We start from the raw sequence: 24,367 nt of genomic DNA, 5'->3' as shown, positions 1-24,367 counted from the left end.
ACGAGCACGCGCCGCCCGTCCGCGACGGGTTCGCGGAGGTCGCTCGCGGCCCCGACGCCACACATTCAAGAGCGTCCCGACCCAACGACGCGTATGAAAATCCGGCAGAACATCCGCCACTGGGCCGCCAAGAAGGCGTTGACCACGCCGGTCGTCGGCGACGTCGCCAACGACAAACTCGTCGACCTCCACACGAGCATCTTCCTCAACAAGGCCGACGAGGACCGCCGGGAGGAGCGCCGCGACCACCTCGACAGCTTCTTCGACGCGACGATGGACACCTACGTCGCCGCGTTGGAGGCCGGCTTCCCGGAGGCCGAGGCCCGGGAAATTACCCACGTCCAGGCGAACTTCGACTTCTTCAACTACGGCTGGACGGAGATGATGGAGATCCCCGGCGACGAGCTGGAGCCCCACTACCGCCGGTACGAGTCCTTCTTCACCGAGTACGGGATCACGATCGACGACCCGCTCGGCGACTTCCGCCCGCCGGAGGGAATCGTCGACGCGCCGGAGACCCCGGAGAAGCTCGCCTCGCCGGAGTACGAGAACGCCCTGGCCGGCTTCGCGGACGACGTGTACGTCGAGACCGACGACGGCGAGACGGTCGTCGGCGGCGACACGGAGGAGCCGGACGAGGTCGACGCCGCGGCCGCGCCCGGCCTCGACGAGGACGAGGCCAGCGCCTGAGTCGTCCTCGCTCACGTCGACCGTCGAATTGATCTCTCAGCTTGTCCGCGGTGCGTGACGCGCACGCTTAGACGACCGGTAGCGGCGCGGCTGGCAGGCGAACCAGCAAAAAGCGATTAGCGTTCGGTGTGGGTCACGCCGAAGACATCCGAGTCACCGGGGTCACCGCGCGTCAGTCGTCGTCTTCGTCCGCTTCATCGTCGTCTTCGGCTTCCGCCTCTTCGTCGTCGTCGTCATCGTCCTCCTCGTCATCTTCGTCGTCCTCCTCTTCATCGTCGTCTTCTTCGGCCTCGTCGTCAGCCTCCTCGGCCGCGTCGTCAGCCTCCTCGGCCGCGTCGTCGTCATCGTCGGCGTCGACGTCGCGATCGTACTCGTACTCCTCTTCGAGGAGCGTCAGCGAGCCGTTGGCGACGGCGTACTCGAGTTCGCCCTCGACCCCCTCGGTTTCGATCTCGATCTCCGCCTCGTCGTCGTCGGCGACGGCGAACGATGCGGTGCCGTCCGCGCCGGTCTGTACGGTCCGGTCGTCGTAGCTGACCGAGACGTTCTCGGCGGGCTCGTCGTCGGCCGTGACGGTCACGACGAGGGTCTCGTTATCGATCGTCGCGCTCGCGTCGATGGTTGCGGCGCTCGTCGACTGGTCGTCGGTCTGTGCGAGCTGGCCGGCACCCGGGGTGGCGGCACCGGTCGCGCCGGCGACGCCGGCGACACACAGCAGCGCGGCCGCGACGATCGCGGCGATTGTGCTTCGACTCATGCGCTCGTCACGTGGGGCCTGACGGGAATAAACGGGCGAGACCGTTAGCGCCGCTGTCGCTGATTTAACCGGATTTAACGTGATTCGTCGCGGGCGATGAGCCTAACGTCAGCGCTCATCGAGGGACAAGCGCCTCTGATCGACGTGGTCGCTGGGCGCGCGCACTCCGCGCCGCCGAGAGGCGCTGCCGTCGTTCCGGGGCGGCTCCGACCGGAGTCTCCGTCGGTCGGCTCCGCCCGCCGCGCATATTTATATTCCGGGGGAGACACCGACTTCCATGAACCGCGGGCAATCGTTCCTGCTTCTCCTCATGGGGTCGGTCGCGCTGTTGACCCTCTTCGTCATTCTCCCGTTCGTCGAGTACGTGATCGCCGCGGCGATCCTCGCGTTCGTCCTCTACCCGTTCCACCGCCGGCTCTCGCGGTGGCTCCGGGCCCGCGTCTCGAAGCGCTTCGGACAGATGCTCTCGGCGCTGACGCTCATCTTCTCCGCCATCGTCGCCGTAATCATCCCGCTGGCGTACATCTCGTGGGTGTTCGTGCGCGACCTCACGGCCATCGCCGCGGGCGACTCCGCGATCAACGTCGCGGCGATCGAAGCCGAGATCGCGGCGCTCACCGGACAGGACCCCGAGGTCGCCGACCTGCTCCAGACCGCCGGCGAACTGCTCGTCGAGGTCCTGTTCGGCGGGTTCAGCGGCGTGGTCACCACGGGGCTCCGGGCCTCGGTCGGCCTGTCGCTCGCGCTGTTCCTGCTCTACTACACCCTCATCGACGGGCCGGCGTTCGTGCGGTGGATCCGGGACACGAGCCCGCTGCCGCCCGACGTCACGGCGGACCTCGTCGACCGGATCGACGCGATGACGCGCGGGGTGGTGATCGGCCACATCTCCGTCTCGCTGCTTCAGGCCGTCATCGCCGGGGTCGGGCTCTGGGTCGCCGGGATTCCGAACGTGGTGTTCTGGACGTTCGTGATGGCGGTGCTGGCGCTGTTACCGCTCATCGGCGCCTTCTTCGTGTGGGGGCCCGCCGCGGCCTACCTCGTGATCGTCGACCAGGTCACGGCCGGGGTCTTCCTCGCGGTGTACGGCGTCGCGGTGATCGCGATGGTCGACAACTACGCCCGGCCGCTCGTCATCGACCAGCGGGCGCACCTCAACCCCGCGATCATCCTCCTCGGCGTGTTCGGCGGCATCTACTCGGTCGGCTTCACCGGCCTGTTCGTCGGGCCGATCGTGATCGGCGTGCTCGCGGCCACGCTGGAGACGTTCCGCGAGGACTACGACGCGATCTGACGGATTTAACCGCTCAGCCCGCGAAGGTCGCCCATGGCGACGACCGCGACCTCTCGGCTCCCGGACCGCCGCGACGCCCTCCTCATCGCCGCCGCGGCGGTCGCGGTCAACCTGATCGGCGCGCTCGGCGTCCCCTTCACCACGACGCAGAGCGCGTGGTTCGCGTCGCTTGAGCTCCCCGCCTTCTACCCGCCGGGCTGGGCGTTCGGCGTCGTCTGGCCGATCCTGTACGCGCTGTGCGGCGCCGCCGCGGCCCTCGTCTACATAGCCGGGCGCGACGGCGCGGTGCCGGCGGGGCGCGTCCGGACGGCGCTCGCGCTGTTCGGCGTCCAGCTCGCCGTCAACGTCGCGTGGTCGCCGACCTTCTGGGGGCTCGAACGCGCCGACCTCGGCCTCGCCGTCCTCGCCGTCCTCCTCCCGCTCGTCGCCGCGACGATCCGGCTGTTCGACCGCGTCGACCGCCGGGCCGCGGCGCTGCTCGTCCCCTACCTCGCGTGGGTCTGCTTCGCGACCGCGCTCAACTACGCCATCTGGTCGCTCAACTAGGGATCTCCCCCGGAGTTCGCCGCGTCCGCCACCGGCGGCGGCCCGCGCTCCAGTCGCTCCGCGACGAACCGGCGCTCGGCCCGGCTCAGTTCGCCGTCCGTCTCGCGGAACGCAGACAGCCCCTCGCGGTACCGCTCCGGGTCGATGTCGGCTGGCGCCCCGGCCGGCCGCTCGAGTTCCAGTTCGGCGATCCCGGTGCGCTCGCCCGTGTAGGCGAAGCCGCACTTGTGGCACGCCTCGTAGGCGAACGGGTTGTTCACGGCGATCTTCACGCGCTCGAAGCCGGCGACGGCCAAGTCGGCGACGGTCTCGCCGATCAGCTCCGGGCCGATCCCCTCCCCGCGGCGCGCCGCGTGGACCGTGACGTACCGCAGCCGGCAGCAGTCGGGGTCGGTCCGGTCGGGCGAGAAGGAGACGGCCGCGATCACCTCGTCGTCGAACGCCTCGGGGTCGACCGTGTCGGGCAGCGGTTCGTCCGGCTCCCAGCCCGGCGCCGCCGGGGACCCGTCCGGCGTCCGGACCACCGCCTTCCCCGGCCCGCCGACGACGAACTTGCCGGCGTACGCGAACGCTCGGTAGTCGAGCCGGAGGGTCTCCCCCTCGCCGGGCGGACACACGAGCGCGTACTCCATGGGGATCGTACGGCGGCGAACGGGTAAATAGGGTCGGTGGCTCTTTGTCCGTCGCGGCGGTCGGACCGCTCATGTACGGCCTCGGCGACGTGGACTTCTTCGACCGGACGGCCCCGCTGTACGACCTCGCGATGCCGCCGGCGGACGGCGAGGCGCTCGCCGCCGGCCTCGACCACGCGACGCGGCCGATCGAGCGCCTCCTCGACGTCGGCGGGGGCTCGGGCCGCGCGGCGGCCGCGCTGACGGGCCCGGACATCACGGTAGTCGACGCCTCCGTCGAGATGCTCTCGCGGGCGCGCCGCGGCCGCGGCCTCGACGGGCTCGCCGCCGACGCCGGGCGCCTGCCGTTCCGCGACGCGAGCGTCGACGCCGTCACGGTCGTCGACGCCCTCCACCACCTGCCCGACCACGACGCCGCGCTCGCGGAGGCGGCCCGCGCGCTCGCGCCCGGCGGCGCGCTCGTCGTCCGCGAGTTCGACCCGAGTCACCCGCTCGGTCGGCTGCTCGTCGCCGGCGAGCACGCGATCGGCATGAAATCGCGGTTCCGGACGCCGGCCGACCTCGCGGCCGCGATGGACGGGGTCGGCCTCGACCCCCGGATCGTCGACCGCGGCTTCGGCTACACGGTCGTCGGCGTTCGGCGCTGAGATCGCCCCCGAGGTCCCCGGGCCCGCGCTCGCGACGGGGCGACACCGCCGACACCGACGACACCGCCGACACCGGCGACGGTTCGGAGACAGCGTTAACCCCGTCGGGTCACGACTTGCGAACGAATGACAGGGAGACACGCGCGGCTCTCCAGGCGCGAGGCGCTGGCCGCCGGCGGCGCGGCGCTCGCGGCGACCGCCGGCTGCCTCGGCGTCCTCGACGACGGACGCCCGGCGGCGTACAGCACCCCCGCGGCCGAGGCGTTCGACGACGTCGTCGACGCCCGCTGGCTCTCCGAGAACCGCGACAGCGTGGCGCTGCTCGACGTCCGCGACGAGTCGGCGTTCGACAAGGCTCGGATCCCCGGCGCCCACCGCTTCTCCACCTCGGCGATGCTCGAGAGCCACTCGGCCGAGACGCCGGACGGGTTCGAGGCCGACCCCGGTGCGATCGCGCGGACGCTCTCGCGGGCGGGGATCGCTCGCGACGACGACGTGGTGGTGTACGGCGCCGCCTCGGGCCTCTGGGAGACGTACGCCATCTACACGCTCAACGCCGTCGGCCACCGCGGGAGCGTCAGCCTCCTCGACGGCGGGTTCTCCGTCTGGGAGGCGGCCGGCGAGGAGACGACGTCGGCGGCGCCGTCGGCGAGCGAGACGGCGTACGAGCCGGCGATAGACACCGGCGTCGTGGCGACCCGCGAGTTCGTCGCGGAGCGCGTCTCCGAGGACGACGCCGCGGTCCCGATCCTCGACATGCGCTCGACGGCGGAGTACTGGGGGCAGGACCGGCGGGGCGACCTCGACCGGTTCGGGCACATCACCGGCGCGACGAACCTCCACTTCGTCCAGAGCATCGACGGCGAAGCGGGGCGGCTCCGCTCGCCGGCGGACCTCGAGACCCTCTGGCTCGACGACGCCGGGCTCTCGGACGACGGCGAGCCGGCGATCACGTACTGTCAGACCGGCGTCCGCGGTTCCGTCGGCTGGTTCATCCTCGATCAGCTCGGCCGGACGGACGCGCGGAACTACGAGGGCAGTTGGGCGGACTGGGGGACGCTCTCCGAGGCCGACGGCTACTACTACACCACGGGGGAGGGGACGGGGACCGTCGTCGACACGTTCGCCTGAGCGCCGCGGCGTCGCTCAGTCGTGCGAGGCGCCGTGCGCGGCGTGGTCGTGGTCGTGCGACCCGTCGCCGGACTCGTCGTGGGTGTGCTCCTGTTCGCCGGAGCTCGTCTCGCCGAGCACCTCGGCGCCCTCGCCGTCGATCATGTCCATGTTCTTCAGGTTATCGCGCTCCTCGAAGTCCTGGACCGCCTCCATCACGTCCGCCTGCGTGATCGTCATCCGGTCCTCGGTGAGCGCGCCGAGGACGGCCTCGCGGAGCACCATCCGGAGGTCGGAGCCCGTGAGCCCGCTGGTCCGGTCGGCGACCTCCTCGGGGTCGAAGTCGGCGATCTGCATCTCCTTGGTCACGACGCGGAGGATGTCGGCGCGCATGTCGCGGTCCGGCTTGGGGAAGTTTACGATCTCGTCGAATCGGCGCCACGCCGCGGCGTCGAGCTGGTCCGGGTGGTTCGTCGCGCCGATTAGCAGCACCTCGTCGCGCACGAGCGACACCTCGTCGATCGACTTGAGGAGGGTGTTGACCGCGCGCTTCAGGGCGGCGTGCTCGTCCGAGCGGCGCGTCTTCGCCACCGAGTCGAACTCGTCGATGAAGAGGATACACGGCGAGAGCCGCTTGGCGACCTCGAAGCTCTTCTCGACGTTCTTCGACGTCTCGCCGAGGTACTGGCTCGTGATCATCGAGAGCTTCACCTCGACGAACGGGAGCCCGAGCTCGTGGGCGAGCGCGCGCGAGACGGTCGTCTTCCCGGTGCCCGGCGGGCCGACGAACAGCAGCTTGCCGATCTCGCGGAGGCCGATCTCCGCGAGGTACTCGCGGTGCTCGATCGCCTTGACGATCTTCTGGATCTCGCCCTCCTGGTCGCCGGTCAACACGAGGTCGGCCAGCGTCGTCTCGATCTCCTCGGGCGCCCGGACGTTGACGAGGTCGAGCATCTCGCCGTCCTCGTCCTCGTCGAAGTACTCCGCGAGCAGCGCGTCGATCCAGACGCGGTCGGCCTGGACCGGCCGCACGTCCTCACGGGCCTCCTCGCGGGTCACCGGCGGTTCGAGGTCCTCGGCGGCGGCCATCGCGGCGACGACCGTCGGGTTCCCGGCGATACGGTCGTCGTCCGCGTGATCGCGGTACCACTCCAGCCCCATCGCGGGCTGGGTCAGCGAGATCTCGCCGGAGAACTCCGTGCGCTGGGTGAAGAGGAGGTCCGAGACCGCCTCCCACGGCCGCTCGACGCCGGTCGCGGTGCGGGTGGTCTCGTCGGTCGCCTTCAGCGGTCGCTCCACGCCGCCGGGGGCGTCGTCGGCGGCGTCGGCCGACCAGAACACCTGCCGGAAGCGGGGGGGCAGGTCGTTCTCGTCGAGGTCGCGGTCCTGCGTGTAGAAGTGCGTCGTCAACACGAACTCGACGACGTCGAGCGCCGGGTCACTCATCCGCGCGAAGTAGCGCCGGGACGCGGTTAAGAGCGTCGAAGCGCCGCCGGTCGCGGGCGACCCCGCGGCGGACGCGACCGGACGCCGGGGGGGAGACGGTGGGTAGCGCGGGAACGGGCGTCCGGGAGCGCCGGTTGCCGCGGCGAGGCGCCCTCGGGGCTCGCGAGCGGCCGCGGTATCGAACCCTTATTAGCCCTGGTCCGCGACGTAACGCGCATGAGTTCCGAAGACGCGGCCGCACCGGGGGACCCCGCCGGCGACGGCGCGAGCGAGCCCGAGGACACGACCGACGCAGACCACGAGAACGCCCTTCAGGACGTCATCGCCGTCGACCCCGACGACGTCGCGCAGGGGACGGTGAACCGGCTCGACGCGCACACCGGCGACGGGATCCGCCACCGCGCGTTCACCTGCCTCGTCTTCGACGGGGACGGACACGTCCTGCTGGCCCAGCGCGCGCCGACCAAGCGCCTCTGGGACGGCCACTGGGACGGCACGGTCGCCTCCCACCCCGTCGAGGGGCAGTCACAGGAGGAGGCCACCGAACAGCGGCTCGAGGAGGAACTGGGCATCTCGCCCGACCAGTACGACGACCTCCGGGTAACGGACAAGTTCGAGTACAAGCGCTACTACCCCAACGAGGGCGTCGAGTGGGAGGTTTGCGCGGTGCTGAAGGTCACCCTCGACGACACGACCCTCGACCCGGACGAGGAGGAGATCGGCGGCATGCTGTGGGCCGACTACGACCACCTCCACGAGCACCCCGAGCTGTACCGCCAGCTCCGCCTCTGCCCGTGGTTCGAGATCGCGATGCGGCGCGACTTCTCCTGAGCGGGCCGACCGACGCGCGTCGGTCCCGCGGGCTCGCGCCGCGGTCGGGTTCCCGCCGGACCGAAGCAGCGAGTTGAAGGCGCTCCCGCGCCGCGTTCCGATATGACCGTCGTCGCCCTGCTGGCGAACCCGCCCCGCGAGGGGCTCGTCGGAACCGCGATCGCCGATTCGACGCCGCTGTCGCCCGCCGAGGCGGCCGACCTCTACGAGGCGCAGTTCCGCGACGCCGTCCTCGCGGTCGAGCGCTCGGGCGGCGAACTCCTCGTCAACTACCCCGACGAGGACGACCTCCCCGCCGACTACCGGACCGAGACGAGCCCCGAGGCGGAGCTCCGAACGCTCGTCGCGGACACCCTCGGCGGCACCGACGAAGTCCGCTTCGAGCGGCAGGTGGGGTCCTCGTTCGGCGCGCGCGCCGGCAACACCGTCACGCACCTGCTGCGCGAGGAGGGCGCCGACTCCGTCGCGGTCGTCACCCCGACGGCGCCGCTGCTCTCGCGCACCATCGTCGACTCGGCGGCGATGAAGCTCCGGACGACAGAGGTCGTCCTCGGCCCCTCGTCGAACGGCCGGGCGTACTACGCGGGATTCACTCGGCCGATCGACTTCGACGGCGCGTTCGAGGCGCCGGCGTTGCCGACGCTCGCGGAGCGCGGCCGCGACGCCGACCGGTCGGTGGACTTCGTCGAGCCGTCGCCCTCGCTGGAGACCGGTGACGACCTCCTCGACGTGGTGCCGATGCTCCGCGCGCGGTTCGCCGCGGAGCGCGTGGTGCCCGACTACACGGCCGCGTTCGTCCACGAGAAGGGGCTCGACGTGGTCGTCGAGGACGGCGAGCAGCGGTTGGTTCGGGACTGACGGCCACCCGTCCGAGTCCGGCCCGGCTCCGAGCTTCCCCGCCGCGGTGGCGTCGCGTCACCAGTTCGCGGCCCTCGATCGGGTTCTGATCCTCCGCTCGAACGGCCACGAGGTTTATGTTCGTCTATTCGTTACCGATCTGTCACGATGGGGCTTTCGGCGAGCGACGCGTTCCGGCGCCTGCTGTGGGGCGGCGAGGGGGATCGGCTGCGCGCGACGTGGCGGATCCTGCTCGGGTTCGCCGTGGTGCTCGGAGCGCTGCTCACCGGTAGTCGGCTGCTCGGGCGAGTCGAGGTCCCGGGCGTGCTGGTCAACGGTCCGGTGGCGTTGATCGTCCTCCTCGCCGTCGGGGCGTACGCGCTGGTGGCCTCGCTCGTCCCCGGCGAGCGACCGGTGCGCGGGTACGGCCTCGCGCTCGACCGCCGCTGGGCGCGCGACTTCCTCGCGGCGGTCGCCGTCGGGTGCGTCTTCCAGGGGCTCGTCACGGCCCTCCTGCTGGCGACCGGGACCGGGCGCGTCGTGGAGACGCTCTCTCCCGGAGTCGCGAGCGGCGGCGGCGCCCCGGCGGTCGCCGTCGCGGTCGCGGCGACGGCCGTCGGGTTCGTCGGCGTCGCGCTCTGGGAGGAGCTGCTCTTCCGCGGGGTGTTCATCGTCAACGCGAGCGAGGGGCTGGCCGCACGCGGGCTCGAACCCCGGCGAGCGGTCCTGGTCGCCGGCGGCGCGAGCGTGCTCGCGTTCGGCCCCGCGCACGCCCTCGTCGCCGCCCAAGGGGCGAGCCCGATCTTCGCCGCCGGCCAGGCGATGGCCGCGGCGGTGTACTTCGCGGCCGCGTACGTCCTCACCGGCAGCCTCGCGTTCCCCGTCGGGCTCCACTTCGCGACCAACTTCTGGACGGTGTCGGTGTTCGGACTGGCCGACAGCGGGTTCCCGGCGCTCGTCAGGCTCGACCGGAGCCTCGGGGCGGGCGCTATCGAGTTGCTGTTGGTCGTCCTCCCGACGCTCGTGATGCTCGGACTGATACTCGGGTGGGTGCGGGTCACGCGGGGGGGCGTGTCGACCGACGAGGCGCTGGCCGAGACCGTCCGTCGCCGACACGGGTCGGCCGTCGGCGAGTAGCCCGTGCCCGCTCGCGCCGGCGTACCGCGACAGACCGCGGTCGTCGAGCGGGGAGTCGCGAGAGCGATAGCTTCAAACTCCCTCGAACGGATCGATAACCGACGCCGCGTCGCGACGAGTGCCGGCGATCTCGACGGCCCCGAATCGGCTGCGGGACCCACCGGTCGTCGACTCCGGATCGGACGACGGCGTCGGAACGCACCGAGCGGTGGGATGGCAGAGTGGCCCATTGCGCCTGCCTTGAAAGCAGGTAGCCTCACGGCTTCCTGGGTTCGAATCCCAGTCCCACCGTAAGCGCGCAGCGCACATCGCGCTGCGCGCGCCACGTGCGGGATTCGAAGCCTGCGAGTCGCAGCGCCCGAGCGGAGCGAGGGCGACCGTCTCGCATCGGTTCGAATCCCAGTCCCACCGCTTCTCCGCGGACGCCAGTGAGCCGAGAGCGGTAGCTGGATTCGAATCAGAGAGCGACCGCAGGGAGCGACCGTGGTTCGAATCCCAGTCGCACCGTGAGCACGCGGATCCGACACCGGAGAGTGGCCCGCCGACCGAGAAACCACTTTCAGTTACGTCTTCGTTTCGGGCGCCTTTCACGAGTGGCTTCCGCGTTCGACGCGCGCACTCGCGGAACCGCAACCACACCGTTGGAGCCCCGAAACTCCCGATAACACTCACGTCCGGTGCCGCGTGGTAGCGCGTGCCGCATTATCTTTAACAGGTTTCCGGCACATGTTCGTGATAGGTGATACAAGCATGAGCTACGAACTCGATCCGCTCCCGTACGAGTACGACGCGCTTGAGCCCCACATTTCCGAGCAGGTGCTCGAATGGCATCACGACACCCACCACCAGGGGTACGTCAACGGCTGGAATTCCGCCGAGGAGACGCTCGAAGAGAACCGCGAGGCCGGCGACTTCTCTTCGTCCGGCGGCGCCATCCGCAACGTGACCCACAACTCTTCGGGCCACATCCTCCACGACCTGTTCTGGCAGAACATGTCGCCGGAGGGCGGCGACGAGCCCGAGAGTGAGCTGGCCGACCGCATCGAGGAGGACTTCGGCTCGTACGAGGCCTGGAAGGGCGAGTTCGAGGCGGCGGCCTCCGCGGCCAGCGGCTGGGCGCTCCTGGTGTACGACACGTTCTCGAACCAGCTCCGCAACGTCGTGGTCGACAAGCACGACCAGGGCGCGATCTGGGGCGGCCACCCGATCCTCGCGCTGGACGTGTGGGAGCACTCCTACTACCACGACTACGGCCCGGCCCGCGGCGAGTTCGTCGACAACTTCTTCGAGGTCGTCGACTGGAACGAGCCGTCGGACCGCTACGAGCAGGCCGTCGAGCTGTTCGAGTAACGCGCCCGAGAGGACGCGTTACGCGCGTCGAGATCCGCATTTTTTCGCAGTACGCTACACTAATAGTGACTCCTGTCCGTGCCGCGGCTGCTTGGAAAACAGCCGGGACAAGCACCGCAAAAGCCCCAGCCGCTCGGCGATACGCGATCAACGAGTGTGCGATGAACACTTCCAAAGCCCCAGCCGCGAGGGCTCGGTGCGCTCGTTGCGGTCCTCAGTCGCTCGCGCTGCTCGCTCCTTGCGGTCCTTACGTCGCGCGCCGTCGCCCTCGCGGCTGCCCCTTTGAGTCCCACCCGACCGCGACGGCACAGCACCTCACACCTCCCCAGCCTCGTCAGTCGCCGTCGCTTCGCTCCGGCGACTGACTCCCTCGCGCGTGCTACTCGGCCGCTTCGCGGCCTCGCAGGCACGCGCCACCGCATCGGATCAGTTGATCTCGGATCGATTCGGGTCGTATCGGCAGCGTTTACGGACGCGGCCGCGTATCGCCGCGCATGCCCGAACCGAAGTCGGCGTTCGACGCCACTTACCCGTGCGACTTCTACGAGCCCGCGGAGCTGTTCGAGCCGGACCAGATGTACACCATCCCGGAGATCGGGCGCCTGCTTCAGGGGTTAGAGCCGGACGCCGAGGTCGACCCGGACACCGAGGCCGTGCTGGTCGACTGGGCGGTCCCGTGGGTGATGGTCCACGCCGAAGAGATGGTCGTCGCCGAGCCGCTGACCGAGGACGGCCCGGGGTACTACGGGCTCGCGACCGACGCGGACCCCGAGGCCGATCCGGACGCCGAGGCTGAGGCCGACGACGGCGACGGGTCGGCGTGACCGGGGACCGCTCCGACCCGCCGACCTTCCTCGTCGCCGGGGGCTCGCGCGTCGACGCCGGGAAGACCACCTTCTCGGCGGGGCTGGTCGCGCACCTCGCCGAGCGCGCGGGCGACGCGGTCGGCGTCAAGCCCCGCGCCGGCAACGACTACTGGTTCGACCACGACGACTACCGGGTCGCGACCGACGCGGGCCGCCTGTACGGGAAGGACGCCCGCACGCTCGCGGCCGCGAACACTCGCCCCCTGGCGGCGGCCGACGACTCGTCGCCGTCGGCGTCGGCGGTCACGCCCGAGTCGATCAACCCCGTCCACAGGCTCTGGAAGCCGACCCCGGGCCGGACCGGGATGCTCGGCGACGCCGACCGCACCTTCCTTTGCGACCGCGTGACGACCGACGCCGGAACGCGGTTCGTCGTCAACGGCGCGGCCGCGGAGGCGGGGCTGCTCCCCGACGGACTGACCGACCGCCTCCCGCTGGCGGAGGCGACCCGCGTGCGCGACGTGCCCGAGTTCAACGACGTGATGGCCGAGACACACCTGCCCGCGATCGAACGCCTCGCCGACCGCGTCGCCCGCACGCCGGTCCCGGTCGTCGTCGAGTCGTACGCCGACGTGGCCGGGACGTTGCCCCGCGACGGCCCGGTCGCGCCTGACGCGGTCGCGGTCGTTGACCCCGGCCGCGCCCGGATCTACGCGGGCGACCGCTACGCGAAGGCCCGCGCGGTCGCCGCCGGGAGCCCGCGCGAGGGGACCCGCGAGGAGCACGTCGACGCGGTGACCGAGATGATCGAACCGCTCGCGACCGAGCCGCTCCCGGCGCTGTCGGGCGAGGTCCGCGGCGACCCCGACCGCGTGGCGGCGGCGTACGAGCCGGCGTACGCGGCGCTGGTCGACGCGGCCAAGAACTGAGAACCCGCCTGCGCGGCCCGCGATCAGGCGTTCCGCTTCGTGTAGTGTTCCAGCGCGGACTCGATCGAAGAGAGCTCGGCCGTCACGCGGCTGTCCGCGACGCGCATGAAGCCGGGCGTGTACGACGACGAGTAGTCGAAGATGCGGTTGACGGCGCGCTTCGGGGCGGAGACGGCGCCGAAGTCGGTGACCGTGTACACGCGCGTGGTCGGGAAGGCGGTCCAGAACGTCCCGCTCGCCCAGCGGTCCTCGTCCGCGAACGCCTCGCCGACGCGGCCGGTCGCGACGTACTCGTCGTCCGCGTAGAACAGCAGGAGGTCGCCCGACTCCATCTTCTCGAACGTCGACCCGTTGCCGCTGTCGTCGTCGACGGCCCACAGGCGGGCCTCGTCGAGGTCGGCGAGGGGTTCGGGGCGATCGGGGTAGTCGGTGAGATCGACCGGGGTCCGGACCGTTCGGTCGAAGTTCTCCGGGTCGATCGGGACCAGGAAGACGTTCTCGCTCATTACCCGACGTTTCGCCGGCAGGGGTTTAAAGCCGTTCGTTGATGCGTCGGGTCACTCCCCGTAGTCGGCGTACAGGCGGTCCATCCGCGCCGCCATCACGAAGTCGGCGCGCGTCAGGCCGCCGACCTCGTGGCTCCACATCTCGATGCCGACCTCGCCCCACGACAGCGCGATGTCGGGGTGGTGCCACTCCGCCTCGGCGAGCTCGCCCACGTCGTTCGTGAACGAAAGCGCCGTCTCGAAGTCGGGGAACTCGTAGCTGGCCTCCAGGTGGTGCTCGTCGATCACCTCCCAGGCGTCGCCGAGTTCGGCGGCGTAATCGGCGTACTCCTCTTCGTCGAGCGGTTCCGCGTCGTCGCCGGCCGGCTCGACCGGCTCGTCCGCGAGCGGTGAGGACATACCCCACGTTGGGCCACGAGCGGTTTGTACCTTCCGCGGGCGGAAGGCCGGCGTCTCCGACCGCCGAAGGGGCGCGCGGCACTCACCGGAACCGCGAAAGCGCGTTCCGGAGCGCGCGCCGGGCCCGCGCGAGCCGGCCGGCGCGCCCCTCGTCGGCGGCGTCCGGCGCCCCCGGCTCGGAGAGCTCCCAGCCGGCCTTCTCGGCGGCCTCGTCGACCCGGAGGAACTCGTACCCCGTCTCGGTCGCGACGCGCTCGTCCGCGCGGGTGGTGCCGACGAAGACGTACCGCGGGGCGGCGCTCTCCTCGCGGACGTCGGTGAGCGTGCCCCACTTGTCCCAGCTCCGGAGGGCGTAGTCGTTCTCGACGCCGTGCTCGCGGGCGAACGCCGCCACCCGGTCCGCCTCGTTCGCGACGACGCCGACGTGGCGGCTCCACCGGCGCGCGTCGGCGAACGCCGCGGGCGGGTCGGCGAGCGAGCGCGCGGCGCCGAGCGAGAAGACGAGCGTCACGTCGCCGTCGCCGGGCTCCGTCGCGTCGATTCCCATCTCGGTCGGATTCAGACGGGCACCGGCCTAAACGCTGTGGGGAGGCTTTTGTCGGGGCGCCGCGTCGCTCCCGACGATGGAGTTCGAATCCACCTTCGGCACGGCCGCGCCGCTCCTCGGCATGGTACACCTCCCGCCGCTCCCCGGAGCCCCCCGGGCGCCGGACGACGGGCGCGAGGCGATGCGCGCGGCGGTCGACCGGGCCGCGAGCGACGCGCGGGCGCTCGACCGCGGCGGCGTGGACGGGATCGTGATCGAGAACTTCGGCGACGCGCCGTTCTACCCCGACGAGGTCCCGCCCCACGTCGTCGCGGGCGTGACCCGCGCCGCGACGGCGGTCGCGGCCGAGACCGACCTCCCGCTCGGGATCAACGTCCTCCGGAACGACGCCGAGGCCGCCCTCTCCGTCGCCGCCGCGGTCGACGCCGACTTCGTCCGCGTGAACGTCCACACCGGCGCCCGCGTGACGGACCAGGGGATCGTCCAGGGGCGCGCCCACGAGACGCTCCGGCTCAGGGAGCGCCTCGGCGTCGACGTCGGCGTCTTCGCCGACACCGACGTGAAACACTCCGCGCCGCTGACGCCCGAGGGGTACACCGCCGAGTCGTTCGCCGACACCGCCGAGCGCGGCCTCGCCGACGCCGTCATCGCCTCCGGTTCGGGGACCGGCGAGGCGGTCGACGCCGGCGCGCTGGAGGCGGTCGTCGCGGAGCGCGAGCGCCACGGCCTCGAAACGCCCGTCCTCGTCGGCAGCGGGGTCACGCCGGAGACCGTCGCCGACCTGCTCGCGGTCGCCGACGGCGCGATCGTCGGCACCGCGCTCAAGGCGGGCGGCGAGACGACCGCCCCGGTCGACGCCGACCGCGTCGCGGACCTCGTCGCGACCGCCGACGAGGCGCGGTAGCTCCCGCCGGCCGGCCCGCGCGCCCGGCCCGGTCGCTACGGGCTCCCGTCGGACCCGAACCCGCGCTCGGCGAGGAACGCCTCGACCTCGTCGCGGGTCGGGAGCCCGGGCTGCGTGAACCGGCTCGTACAGTTGATCGCGGCGACGGCGGCCGCGAACCGGACGCCGGAAGCGACGGCCTCGCGGTCGGCCGAGGTCTCCCGCGACTCGTCCGCTCCCCGCGGTTCCCCCGCGAGCCACCGGTCGATCAGCCCCGCGGTGAAGGCGTCGCCGGCGCCGGTCGAGTCGACCGTCTCGACGTCGAACGCGTCGAACCGGGACGCCTCGGCGCCGGCGACCGCGGTCATCCCGTCCGCGCCGCGCGTGAGGACGGCGCGGGGCCACGTCGGGCCGCGGCGCGACAGGGTCCCGGGCCCGGTCTCGGAGTCGGCCTCGGTCTCCGCCCGACGCTGCGCGGCCGCGACCCGCTCGACCGCGGCCGCCGCCGAGCCGAAGAACGCCCGGGCGGCGACGCCGTCCGCGACGAACAGGTCGGCGCGGTGGAGGAACCGGTGGATCGTCGCCGGCTCGGTACCGCGCCCGACCAGCTCCTCGACGGCCCCGGAGAGGTCGAAGACGAGCGCGGGCGGGGCGTCGCCCGCGTCGGCCGCGGCCGCCCTGAGCGACTCCACTCGGTCGAGGATCCGCCGCGCCGCGCGGTCGGGCGCGTAGGCGGTGAGGAAGACGACGTCGGCGTCCGCCATCGCCGCGAGCGCGTCCCCGTCCGGGCGGAGGCCGCGGAAGCTCTCGCCCGCGGTGACGATGGCGCGCTCCCCGTCGGGGTCGCGGAGGATGAGCGAGCGCGTGTGGGCGGCGTCGCCGACGGCCACGTGGGTCCCGTCGACGCCGGTCTCGTCGAGGTACGCCAGCGCGCGGCGCCCGTACTCGTCGTCGCCGACGCGGCTGACGAGGCCGGCGTCGCGGCCGAGGCGGTCCAGCGCGACCGCGACGTTGGCGCCGACGCCCCCGAACGCGGAGGTGACCTCGCTGGCGAACGCGCCGCCGTCCGGCTCCGGGAGGTTGCTGACCGCGTACCACTCGTCGATGGCCGCGGCGCCGACGGAGAGGACGGCGGGGGTTTCGTCGGCGGCGCGGTCCGCGGCATCGCCCCCGCCGTCGCCGCCCGCCTCCGGTCCCGTCGTCACGGCTCGCGGAAGAAGTCGTCGTGGACCGCCATCGCGGACTCGACGGCGACCGGTCCCTCGACGGTCGTGTCGCCGTCGGCGCGCCGGATCACCTCTTCGAGGGGGATCGGCACCACATCCCCGGAGAGCTCGCCGAGGGTCTCGCCGTCGACGCCGAAGACGACCCGCCCGACGCCCGCGTAGTGGATCGCCGTCGCGCACATCGGGCACGGCTCCGTGCTGGCGTACATCGTACAGTCGTCGAGCTCGTCGGCGTCGAGCTCGCGGGCCGCCCAGCGCGCGAGGGTCAACTCGGGGTGGGCCGCCACGTCGCCCTCGGTCCGCGTCTCGTTGTGCGCCTCGCCGACGACCTCGCCGTCGACCACGAGCAGCGCGCCGAACGGCGTATTGCCGGCCTCGACCGCCTCCTCGGAGAGCCTGATCGCTCGCTCGACGTACTCCCGGTCGGTCGGGTCGTCGGGGAGGTCGTCGAGGGACTGGAACTCGCCGTCGCCGGACGCGTCTGTCATACGCCCCTGTTCGCCTCCGGGTACCTAACGGTTGGTACCGCCCTCGTCGGACGGCTTCGTACGGTCGTCGTCCGCGTCGCCCGCACTCCCCGCGTCCTGCGACCGCCGCACGTCGCGGAGCGCGTCGACCGCGTCGTCGGTGGCGCTCGCGGTGCGCGTCTCGGTCGCGCCGGCGGGGTCGAGCCCGCCCGGCTCGTCGCCGTCGCTCGTGTCCCCGTCGTCGTCGCCGCTCGTTCCCGCCTCGTCGCCCGATTCGTCCGCGTCGGTCGCGTCGTCGTCCGCGCCGAAGAGCCACGCGCGGACCGCGTCGATGAATCCCATGTGTGGTCCCCGTCAGTAGTTCCGGAACAGCAGCGCGCGCACGTCGTCCTTCGTCCGCGCCGTCTCGACGCTCCCGTCCGGGAGGTCGACCTCGTACCGCGCGTCGCCGTCCGCCTCGCGCCACTTGTCCGCGTGGGTGTCGAGCAGGCTCATCATCGCGTCCAACTGGCCGGCGCCGCCGTCGTCGCTCCCGCCGGCCGCGTCCTCGCTCGCGTCGGCGCCGTCGTCGTCCGCTTCAGTTCCGTCGCCGTCGTCGTCCGCTTCAGTTCCGTTGCCCTCGTCGTCGCCCGCGTCGTCCGCATCCTCCGCGTCCGCGTCGTCGTCGAGGTCGATGTCCACGCGCGAGAACGGGTCCGCGGCGAGGGCCGCCGCCGCGTCGAGGACGGCGTCGATCAGCTCGTCTTTCGTCATCTCGCTGCGGCCGGTGACCTCGAAGGCGGCGGCGATGTCGGACAGGTCCATCGGGTCGTCCGGGTCCGGGTCGCTGCGGCGGCGGTTCCGCGACGCCAGCAGCTCCCGGGCGCGGTCGCGGTCGAAGGGCTCGTCGTCGCCCGCGGCCGCCGTCCGCTCGCTACCGTCTTGGTCGTCGGTCGCCGGCGCCGCGACGCGGTCCGGGTCGTCGACGGCGTCCGCGAGGTCGAGCAGGTACGCGAGCGCGTCCTCGCGGTCGACGGAGGCGTAGGGGCCGGCGTGGGCCGCGGCCAGCTCCGCGCGGAGCGCTTCGATCCGGTCGGCGTGGTCCTCGGAGATGTCGAGCGTGGGCATGGTGTGGGTTGGGTCGACCGCTACTGGTTCTCCTCGAAGCGCGCGAGCGCGTCCGCCCAGCTCTCGGCGAGCTCCGGCTCGCCGGAGTGGTCGGCCTCGACGTCGGCGTAGCCGCACTCCTCGCAGGCGACGGCGGTGGCGGCGCCCAGCGACAGCGACGACAGGGCGGCGCCGCAGCGGGGGCACTCGGGCGTCACGGATTCTCGCGTGGAAACTCGTCGCCCGCGGTGAAAAACGCACGGGTCGGCGGGGGTCGACCGCCGACCGCTCCGGACGAGCGCCGCCGCGCGGTCGGGACCGCCGGGGTAACAGTCATTACACTCGGCGGAAACGTTCGCGTATGAGCGAAGCGGACGCAGAGAACGTCCTCATCGAGTACTACCGCCGATACGTCGGCGACCCGGACCGGACGATCGACGTGTACGCGGGGTTCGGGCTGTTCTCCGCCGGAATCGCCCTCGGGGTGATCGGGGTCGTCGTGTTCCTCTACAGCGCGACGCTCGACCCGACCGCGCTCTCGACGTACGCGGTCCGCGAGGTCGCGGCCGTCGCCGCCGCGGCCGGGCTCCCCGCCCTGCTGTTCGGCATCGTCGTCCTCCTCCCGGTCGACCGCCGAATGCTGTACCTCGCGGGCGTCGGCGTCGCGATCACCCTCGTCGGCACCGCCGCGTTCACCTGGGCGTACCCGCGCAATTGGAACGTCGTCGCCAACCCCGACTACAGCGCGCAGATCGTCGCGGGCTACACCCTCGGGCTGGTCGCGGTCATCGGCGCGACGGGCGGCGCCTTGGTCGCCCACCGCGTCGAGCGCGCCGCGGGCGGCGCGGTCGGGAGCGGCGCGTCCGAGGCCGGGAGCGGCGCCGCGGACGCGGGCGGCGGGTCGGGGTCGGACGCGGCCGGCGGCGACGGCGAGGCCGTCACCGAGGAGTCGGTCCGCGCCGACATCGAGCGCGAGCTGGAAGACGCGGAGCTGACGTGGGGCGGCGTCGAGCGCTCCGAGACGCGCCGGCTCGAACTGAACACCAGCGCGGTCGACGACGCGGACGTCGACGCCGAGAAGCTGGCGGGCTCCGCGACCGAGACGCGGACGACCTCCGGCGCGGTCAACGACGCGGTCTCGGAGCTGAAGGGGCTCCAGGGCGGCGACGTGAAGACCGACAGCGGCCAGGGGACCGACGACCAGGCCGCGAAGCTCCGCGAGCTGCGCGAACAGCAGCGGAAGGATGCCGAGGAGGCCGCCGAGGACGAATCGGTCGTCGACAAGATCAAGGGGCTGTTCGGCTGAGCCCGCCCGGGCGCCGTCGCTGGCCCATTTATATACTTCCCGCCGCGTAGTCCGGGCGTGTCCAGCGTCACCGTCAGCATCGACCCGCACGTCCACTCGGAGGGGAGCTACGACGGCCACGAGCCCGTCGAGCTAATCTTGGAACACGCGGCAGAGATCGGCCTCGACGCGGTCGTCATCACCGACCACGACGTGATCCGGGAGTCGAAGCGCGCGGCCGAGATCGCCCACGAGTACGGGCTGATCGGGATCCCCGGCGTGGAGGTGTCGACCGCGCACGGCCACCTGCTCGCGGTCGGCGTCGACCGGATGCCGCCCCGCGGGCGCCCCTACGCCGAGACGGTCCGCTGGGTCCGCGATCGCGGCGGCGTCGCGATCGTTCCCCATCCGTTCCAGCGCTCGCGCCACGGCGTCCGCCAGCGCAACATCCCGACCCCCGGCCCGGCCGACGAGGCGACGGCGACCCCTGGCCCGGCCAATGAGGCTGAGGGCGAGGCGGTCGAATCGGCGGCGCCCGAACCGACGCCGAACGGCGGGGCGACCCCCGAACCGGCGACGGCCACCGAGGTCGACGCCATCGAGGTGTTCAACGCGTGGCTGTTCACCGGGTACCGGAACCGCCGCGCGCGGCGGTTCGCGGCGGAACACGGCTACCCCGGCGTGGCCGCGAGTGACGCGCACCACCTCCAGTACGTCGGCCGGGCGTACACCGACCTGACGATCGAGGGCGCCGGATCGGTCCGCGAGGTCACCGCCGACGACGTGCTGGCGGCGATCCGCCGCGGCACGACGACCGTCGAGGGACGGCGCGCGCCGATCCGGATGGCGGCGAAACACTACGTCGGCGCGGCCGGGCGCCGGTCGGCCTACTACGCGCGGACCGGCGCCGCGCGGGGCGCGCGGGCCACCAAGCGGACCGCGGTCGACGGCGCCGTCGCCGCGAAGGTGGCCGCGCTCCAGTCGGCCCACCGCACCCGGCGACTCCTCTCCTGGTTCGCCTGACGGACGAAGCGGAGCGACGAAGCGGCACAGCGACGGAGCGACGCGAAGCGGTCGGCGGCCGGAGACGACGGCGCCCGCGCCCGCGGAGAACGGGGTTTTTGCCCGCGGCCGCGAATGTGATCCCATGAGCCACGACAGACGCGAGTCCGGGTTCAAGCGGCGGACCCGGGTCGCGGACGCGAGGGCGACGCTGCTCGACGCCGTCACGCCCCACGACCGGACGGAGTCGGTCCCGGTCGCGGCGGCGGACGGCCGCGTCGTCGCCGAACCGATTGACGCGCCCGCGCCGGTCCCGGGGTACGACCGGGCCGCGATGGACGGGTACGCGGTCCACGCGAGCGACACCTTCGGCGCCGGCGACCGCTCGCCGGCGGTCCTCGCGGCCAAGCCCGCCGAGGCCGACGCCGTCGCGCCCGGCGAGGCCGCGCGCGTCCACACCGGCAGCGCGGTCCCCGAGGGCGCCGACGCCGTCGTGATGGTCGAGCAGGTCGAGGCGGTCGGCGACGAGGTCGAGGTGTTCGACGCGGTCGCGACCGGCGAGAACGTCGGCGAGGCCGGCGAGGACGTGGCGGACGGCCAGCGGCTGTACGAGCCCGGCCACGTCCTGCGCCCCTCCGACCTCGGCCTCCTTCGCTCGGTCGGCCTCGACGAGGTGACGGTCAGGGAGCCGCCCGAGGTGGCCGTCATCCCGACCGGCGAGGAGCTCGTCGAGTCCGACCCCGGCCCCGGCCAGGTGATCGAGACGAACGGACTCACCGTCTCCCGGCTCGTTGAGCGCTGGGGCGGCGAGGCCCGGTACCGCGACGTGGTCACCGACGACCCGGACGCGCTCCGCGAGGCGGTCGCGGCCGACCTCGACGCCGACGTGGTCGTCACCACCGGTGGCTCCTCGGTCGGCGAGCGCGACCTGATCCCCGAGGTCGTCGACGGCCTCGGCGAGGTGCTCGTCCACGGCGTCGCGCTGAAGCCCGGCCACCCGGTGTGCCTCGGGGCGGCCGAGGGGACGCCGATCGTCTCGCTCCCGGGCTACCCGGTCGCGTGTATCGTCAACGCGGCGCAGTTCCTCCGCCCCGCGCTGAAGCGGGCGGGCGGGACCGACGCCGACCCGTTCCCGACGCGCCGCGCCACGCTCGACCGGAAGGTCGCGAGCGAGCCTGGCGTGCGGACGTTCGCGCGGGTGTCGCTGGCGGAGCCGGACGAGAGCGGAGATTCGACCGACGGCGAGGGAGACGACGCCCTCCCGACCGCGACGCCGACGCGCGCCAGCGGCTCCGGGATCCTCTCCAGCGTCGCGCTCGCCGAGGGCTGGGTCGTCGTCCCCGAGCCGCGCGAGGGGCTCGACGCCGGCGAGACCGTCGACGTCGAGCTCTGGGAGGTGACCGAATGAGCGACCGCAAGGAGTTCCGCGACCTCGCGACCCCCGAGGCCGCCCGCGAGGCGATCGCGTCGCTGGACCTCTCGCCGTCGCCGGAGACGGTCCCGCTGCGGGAGGCCCGCGGCCGCGTCCTCGCCGAGCGCGTCGACGCCGCAATCGACGTGCCGGGCTTCGACCGCGCCTCGATGGACGGGTACGCGGTGCGGGCGCGCGACACCTTCGGCGCCGACGAGGCCGACCCCGCCGAGCTCGACCTGGTCGGCGCGGTCCACGCGGGCGCGGCGCCGGACGTGACCGTCGAGCCGGGGACCTGCGCGGAGATATCCACGGGCGCGGTGATGCCCGACGGCGCCGACGCGGTCGTGATGGTCGAGCGGACGGACGAGGTCGGCGGGGACGACGCGACCGACGGCGACGCCTCTCGCATCGCGGTCCGCACGTCGGTCGCGCCGGGCGACCACGTGATGACCGCGGGGACCGACATCGCCGCCGGCGCCCGCGCGCTCGGCCCCGGGACGCGGCTGACGCCCCGTGAGATCGGCCTGCTGTCCGCGCTCGGCGTTGACGAGGTCCCGGTCGAGGGACGCCCGCGCGTCGGCATCGTTTCGACCGGCGACGAGCTGGTCCGGCCGGGCGAGGAGCTCGACCCCGAGCGCGGCGAGATATACGACGTGAACTCGACGACGATCGCGGCGGGCGTCGAGGAGGCCGGCGGCGAGCCCGTCCTCTACCCGCACGCCGGCGACGACTACGCGGAGATGGAGCGGCTGCTCCGCCGCGCGGCCGACGAGTGCGACCTCGTGCTCTCCTCGGGGTCGACCTCGGCGAGCGCGGTCGACGTCATCTACCGCGTGATCGAGGCGCGCGGCGAGCTCCTCCTCCACGGCGTCGCCGTCAAGCCCGGCAAGCCGATGCTCGTCGGTCGCCTCGACCGGTCGGGCGACGGGGCCGACGGCGACGGACAGACGGGCGACGCCGCCGACGCCGGCGAGTCGGCGTACATCGGCCTCCCGGGGTACCCGGTGTCCGCGCTCACCATCTTCCGGACGTTCGTCGCTCCCGCGATCCGCGAGGCGGCCGGGCGGGACGAGCCCGCGACCGCGACCGTCGAGGGCCGGATGGGCGTCGGAGAGCGGTACGGCGAGGGGCGCCTGCGGCTGATGCCCGTCGGCCTGCTCGACCTCGACGACGGCAATCGCCCGCTCGTCTACCCGGTCGACAAGGGGTCGGGGGCGACGACGAGCCTCGTCGAGGCGGACGGCGTCGTCGCGGTCGACCCGGACACGGAGTACCTCGACGCCGGCGAGACGGTCTCAGTCGACCTGTTCTCGCCGGACGTGCGCGCGCCGACGCTGCTCGGCGTCGGCGAGGACGACCCCGCGCTCAACCGCCTGCTCGACCGGCTCGCGAACCCGCGGTACCTCGCCGTCGGCTCGCGCGAGGGGCTCCGCCGGCTCCGCGACGGCGTCCCCGACGTGGCCGTGACCGCGGGCCCGACCGACCGCGACGTCGACGCCGCGGTCCTCGGCGGCTGGACTCGCGAGTGGGGGCTCGTCGTCCCCGATGGCAACCCGGACGACGTGACCGGGCTCGCGGACCTCGTCGACCGCGACCTCCGCCTCCGCAACCGGCCGACCGTCTCGGGGCTCCGGCGCAGCCTCGACGCGACGCTCGACGACCTCGCGGCCGACCGCGACGCCGACCGCCGCGACCTGGCCGAGCGGATCGACGGCTACGAGCGGACCGCGAAGGCGTTCGAGAGCCCGGTCCGCGCCGTCGTCGCCGGCGACGCGGACGCCGGCCTGGGCCTCCGCGAGACGGCGGAGCGGCTCGGCTGTGACTTCGTCTCGCTCGGCGAGCAGTCGGTCGCCGTGCGGGCCGCCCCCGACCGCGCGGACCGCGAGCCGGTCGCGGCGCTGGCGGCGGCGCTCGGGACTGGCGCCGGCGACGGCGTAGATGCCGACGACGACGCGGCCGCTGACGAGGCCGAGCCGCCCCTCGACTCGATCCTGGCCGACCTCCCCGGCTACTCGCGGAACAGCCGGAACGAGCCCTGACCGACGACGACCTCCGACCGGTCCCCGTCGCTCGCGTCGTCGTCCGCGGTCGCCTCGCCCCCGTTTCCGGCGGTGGTGACCGTCATCTCGCTGACCCCGATCGAGCCGCCCGCGCGCACCACCTCGGCCTCCGCGCGGAGGTCGCCGTTCGCGGGGCGGAGGTAGTTCGCGTTGAGGTTCACCGTCGCCACGCCGCCGTCGAGGGGGTCCTCGAACGTCGTGCGCTGAGCCACGCCGCCGGCCGTGTCGATCAGCGTCGCCGCCACGCCGCCGTGGATCGTCCGCCCGTCCGCGTTGGTGAGCTTGTCGTCGAAGGGGATCGAGAGGACGACGCGGCCGCGTTCGATCGTCTCGACCGACGTGTTCAGCCACGAGAGGTAGCCGTGCTCGTCCTCCAGCTTCCGCTCGACGAACTCGGTCGCCGCGTCGGGCAGCGGGTCCATCTCGGCGATGTCCGTGCGGTCCATGTTTTCCGGCAGACGCCGGGCCGGCTTGTACCCC

At 72.8% G+C, this 24,367-nt stretch carries 28 protein-coding genes and 1 tRNA gene; 17 read left to right on the top strand and 12 right to left on the bottom strand.

The window, feature by feature from the left end:
• Window positions 1-93: 93 nt before the first annotated feature.
• A complete protein-coding gene (locus tag HPS36_RS00555; protein WP_173228095.1) occupies window positions 94-690 on the top strand; it encodes a DUF6149 family protein in 597 nt (198 codons plus the stop codon).
• 172 nt (window positions 691-862) lie between these two features.
• Here the strand turns inward: HPS36_RS00555 and HPS36_RS00550 are convergent, their stop codons facing one another.
• Complete coding sequence (locus HPS36_RS00550; RefSeq protein WP_173228094.1) at window positions 863-1,447, bottom strand: hypothetical protein; 585 nt, start codon at window positions 1,445-1,447, stop codon at window positions 863-865.
• A 277-nt stretch (window positions 1,448-1,724) separates the two neighbouring features.
• On the opposite strand from HPS36_RS00550, the gene HPS36_RS00545 reads away from it, so the two are divergent.
• Window positions 1,725-2,741: an AI-2E family transporter gene (locus HPS36_RS00545; RefSeq protein ID WP_173228093.1), complete on the top strand. Its 1,017-nt coding sequence runs from the start codon at window positions 1,725-1,727 to the stop codon at window positions 2,739-2,741.
• A gap of 33 nt (window positions 2,742-2,774) precedes the next feature.
• Window positions 2,775-3,287 carry a TspO/MBR family protein gene (locus tag HPS36_RS00540; protein WP_173228092.1) on the top strand — a complete coding sequence of 171 codons (513 nt, stop codon included), beginning with the start codon at window positions 2,775-2,777 and terminating at the stop codon, window positions 3,285-3,287.
• Here HPS36_RS00540 and HPS36_RS00535 read toward each other — a convergent pair.
• Window positions 3,284-3,919 carry a GNAT family N-acetyltransferase gene (locus tag HPS36_RS00535; RefSeq protein ID WP_173228091.1) on the bottom strand — a complete coding sequence of 212 codons (636 nt, stop codon included), beginning with the start codon at window positions 3,917-3,919 and terminating at the stop codon, window positions 3,284-3,286. The genes HPS36_RS00540 and HPS36_RS00535 overlap by 4 nt on opposite strands.
• A 71-nt stretch (window positions 3,920-3,990) precedes the next feature.
• Between HPS36_RS00535 and HPS36_RS00530 the strand changes: the two genes are divergently transcribed.
• Entirely contained in the window at window positions 3,991-4,566 is a 576-nt protein-coding gene (locus tag HPS36_RS00530) for a class I SAM-dependent methyltransferase (protein WP_173228090.1), read from the top strand.
• Between the two features lie 126 nt (window positions 4,567-4,692).
• The gene (locus HPS36_RS00525; protein ID WP_235681719.1) at window positions 4,693-5,697 is read left to right on the top strand and encodes a sulfurtransferase; all 1,005 of its coding nucleotides are present in this window, start codon (window positions 4,693-4,695) and stop codon (window positions 5,695-5,697) included.
• A gap of 15 nt (window positions 5,698-5,712) precedes the next feature.
• Here the strand turns inward: HPS36_RS00525 and HPS36_RS00520 are convergent, their stop codons facing one another.
• The gene (locus tag HPS36_RS00520; RefSeq protein ID WP_137715619.1) at window positions 5,713-7,122 is read right to left on the bottom strand and encodes an ATP-binding protein; all 1,410 of its coding nucleotides are present in this window, start codon (window positions 7,120-7,122) and stop codon (window positions 5,713-5,715) included.
• A gap of 216 nt (window positions 7,123-7,338) precedes the next feature.
• Between HPS36_RS00520 and HPS36_RS00515 the strand changes: the two genes are divergently transcribed.
• From HPS36_RS00515 to HPS36_RS00485, 7 genes are all read left to right on the top strand, one after another.
• Complete coding sequence (locus HPS36_RS00515; protein ID WP_173228089.1) at window positions 7,339-7,953, top strand: NUDIX hydrolase; 615 nt, start codon at window positions 7,339-7,341, stop codon at window positions 7,951-7,953.
• A 102-nt stretch (window positions 7,954-8,055) separates the two neighbouring features.
• Window positions 8,056-8,811, top strand: a complete 756-nt coding sequence (locus HPS36_RS00510; RefSeq protein WP_173228088.1) for a DUF2064 domain-containing protein — start codon at window positions 8,056-8,058, stop codon at window positions 8,809-8,811.
• 147 nt (window positions 8,812-8,958) lie between these two features.
• Window positions 8,959-9,927: a CPBP family glutamic-type intramembrane protease gene (locus tag HPS36_RS00505; protein ID WP_173228087.1), complete on the top strand. Its 969-nt coding sequence runs from the start codon at window positions 8,959-8,961 to the stop codon at window positions 9,925-9,927.
• 207 nt (window positions 9,928-10,134) lie between these two features.
• Window positions 10,135-10,218, top strand: a tRNA-Ser gene (locus HPS36_RS00500).
• A 459-nt stretch (window positions 10,219-10,677) separates the two neighbouring features.
• Window positions 10,678-11,277: a superoxide dismutase gene (gene sod, locus HPS36_RS00495; protein WP_173228086.1), complete on the top strand. Its 600-nt coding sequence runs from the start codon at window positions 10,678-10,680 to the stop codon at window positions 11,275-11,277.
• A 494-nt stretch (window positions 11,278-11,771) separates the two neighbouring features.
• Window positions 11,772-12,101: a DUF5827 family protein gene (locus HPS36_RS00490; RefSeq protein ID WP_173228085.1), complete on the top strand. Its 330-nt coding sequence runs from the start codon at window positions 11,772-11,774 to the stop codon at window positions 12,099-12,101.
• Window positions 12,098-13,012 (top strand): ATPase, encoded by a 915-nt coding sequence (locus HPS36_RS00485; RefSeq protein ID WP_173228084.1) that lies wholly within the window; start codon window positions 12,098-12,100, stop codon window positions 13,010-13,012. The genes HPS36_RS00490 and HPS36_RS00485 overlap by 4 nt, the downstream gene beginning before the upstream one ends.
• A gap of 23 nt (window positions 13,013-13,035) precedes the next feature.
• On the opposite strand, the gene HPS36_RS00480 is transcribed toward HPS36_RS00485, so the two are convergent.
• The 3 genes from HPS36_RS00480 to HPS36_RS00470 form a co-directional block, all read right to left on the bottom strand.
• Complete coding sequence (locus HPS36_RS00480) at window positions 13,036-13,518, bottom strand: hypothetical protein (protein WP_121562182.1); 483 nt, start codon at window positions 13,516-13,518, stop codon at window positions 13,036-13,038.
• Window positions 13,519-13,569: 51 nt separating this feature from the next.
• Window positions 13,570-13,917: a 4a-hydroxytetrahydrobiopterin dehydratase gene (locus HPS36_RS00475; RefSeq protein WP_173228083.1), complete on the bottom strand. Its 348-nt coding sequence runs from the start codon at window positions 13,915-13,917 to the stop codon at window positions 13,570-13,572.
• 82 nt (window positions 13,918-13,999) lie between these two features.
• The gene (locus HPS36_RS00470) at window positions 14,000-14,464 is read right to left on the bottom strand and encodes a DUF7124 domain-containing protein (RefSeq protein ID WP_173228082.1); all 465 of its coding nucleotides are present in this window, start codon (window positions 14,462-14,464) and stop codon (window positions 14,000-14,002) included.
• Window positions 14,465-14,540: 76 nt separating this feature from the next.
• Between HPS36_RS00470 and HPS36_RS00465 the strand changes: the two genes are divergently transcribed.
• Window positions 14,541-15,368: a BtpA/SgcQ family protein gene (locus HPS36_RS00465; RefSeq protein WP_173228081.1), complete on the top strand. Its 828-nt coding sequence runs from the start codon at window positions 14,541-14,543 to the stop codon at window positions 15,366-15,368.
• 35 nt (window positions 15,369-15,403) lie between these two features.
• On the opposite strand, the gene HPS36_RS00460 is transcribed toward HPS36_RS00465, so the two are convergent.
• The 5 genes from HPS36_RS00460 to HPS36_RS00440 are packed head-to-tail and all read right to left on the bottom strand — an operon-like array spanning window position 15,404 to window position 18,344.
• Window positions 15,404-16,552 carry a carbohydrate kinase family protein gene (locus HPS36_RS00460; protein ID WP_173228080.1) on the bottom strand — a complete coding sequence of 383 codons (1,149 nt, stop codon included), beginning with the start codon at window positions 16,550-16,552 and terminating at the stop codon, window positions 15,404-15,406.
• Window positions 16,549-17,061, bottom strand: a complete 513-nt coding sequence (locus tag HPS36_RS00455) for a nucleoside deaminase (protein ID WP_173228079.1) — start codon at window positions 17,059-17,061, stop codon at window positions 16,549-16,551. Before HPS36_RS00455 ends, HPS36_RS00460 begins: the two co-directional genes overlap by 4 nt.
• 24 nt (window positions 17,062-17,085) lie before the next feature.
• Window positions 17,086-17,382 carry a hypothetical protein gene (locus HPS36_RS00450; protein WP_173228078.1) on the bottom strand — a complete coding sequence of 99 codons (297 nt, stop codon included), beginning with the start codon at window positions 17,380-17,382 and terminating at the stop codon, window positions 17,086-17,088.
• 12 nt (window positions 17,383-17,394) lie between these two features.
• On the bottom strand, window positions 17,395-18,147 hold the full coding sequence (locus HPS36_RS00445; protein ID WP_173228077.1) for a hypothetical protein: 753 nt from the start codon (window positions 18,145-18,147) through the stop codon (window positions 17,395-17,397).
• A gap of 20 nt (window positions 18,148-18,167) precedes the next feature.
• The gene (locus HPS36_RS00440) at window positions 18,168-18,344 is read right to left on the bottom strand and encodes a hypothetical protein (protein WP_173228076.1); all 177 of its coding nucleotides are present in this window, start codon (window positions 18,342-18,344) and stop codon (window positions 18,168-18,170) included.
• 143 nt (window positions 18,345-18,487) lie between these two features.
• Between HPS36_RS00440 and HPS36_RS00435 the strand changes: the two genes are divergently transcribed.
• The 4 genes from HPS36_RS00435 to HPS36_RS00420 all read left to right on the top strand — a co-directional run bounded on the left by HPS36_RS00435 (window position 18,488) and on the right by HPS36_RS00420 (window position 23,866).
• Window positions 18,488-19,432 carry a DUF7139 domain-containing protein gene (locus HPS36_RS00435; RefSeq protein WP_173228075.1) on the top strand — a complete coding sequence of 315 codons (945 nt, stop codon included), beginning with the start codon at window positions 18,488-18,490 and terminating at the stop codon, window positions 19,430-19,432.
• Between the two features lie 57 nt (window positions 19,433-19,489).
• Window positions 19,490-20,434: a CehA/McbA family metallohydrolase gene (locus HPS36_RS00430; protein ID WP_173228074.1), complete on the top strand. Its 945-nt coding sequence runs from the start codon at window positions 19,490-19,492 to the stop codon at window positions 20,432-20,434.
• 124 nt (window positions 20,435-20,558) lie between these two features.
• On the top strand, window positions 20,559-21,821 hold the full coding sequence (locus HPS36_RS00425) for a molybdopterin molybdotransferase MoeA (protein WP_173228073.1): 1,263 nt from the start codon (window positions 20,559-20,561) through the stop codon (window positions 21,819-21,821).
• The gene (locus HPS36_RS00420; RefSeq protein WP_173228072.1) at window positions 21,818-23,866 is read left to right on the top strand and encodes a molybdopterin biosynthesis protein; all 2,049 of its coding nucleotides are present in this window, start codon (window positions 21,818-21,820) and stop codon (window positions 23,864-23,866) included. Before HPS36_RS00425 ends, HPS36_RS00420 begins: the two co-directional genes overlap by 4 nt.
• On the opposite strand, the gene HPS36_RS00415 is transcribed toward HPS36_RS00420, so the two are convergent.
• The gene (locus tag HPS36_RS00415) at window positions 23,836-24,333 is read right to left on the bottom strand and encodes a PaaI family thioesterase (RefSeq protein WP_173228071.1); all 498 of its coding nucleotides are present in this window, start codon (window positions 24,331-24,333) and stop codon (window positions 23,836-23,838) included. The two genes, HPS36_RS00420 and HPS36_RS00415, sit on opposite strands and share 31 nt — an antisense overlap.
• Window positions 24,334-24,367: the final 34 nt, after the last annotated feature.

The sequence above is a fragment of the Halorubrum salinarum genome (genome assembly GCF_013267195.1).
In the GTDB taxonomy this organism is placed as follows: Archaea; Halobacteriota; Halobacteria; order Halobacteriales; family Haloferacaceae; genus Halorubrum; species Halorubrum salinarum.
This window is presented reverse-complemented; position numbering and strand designations above follow the sequence as displayed.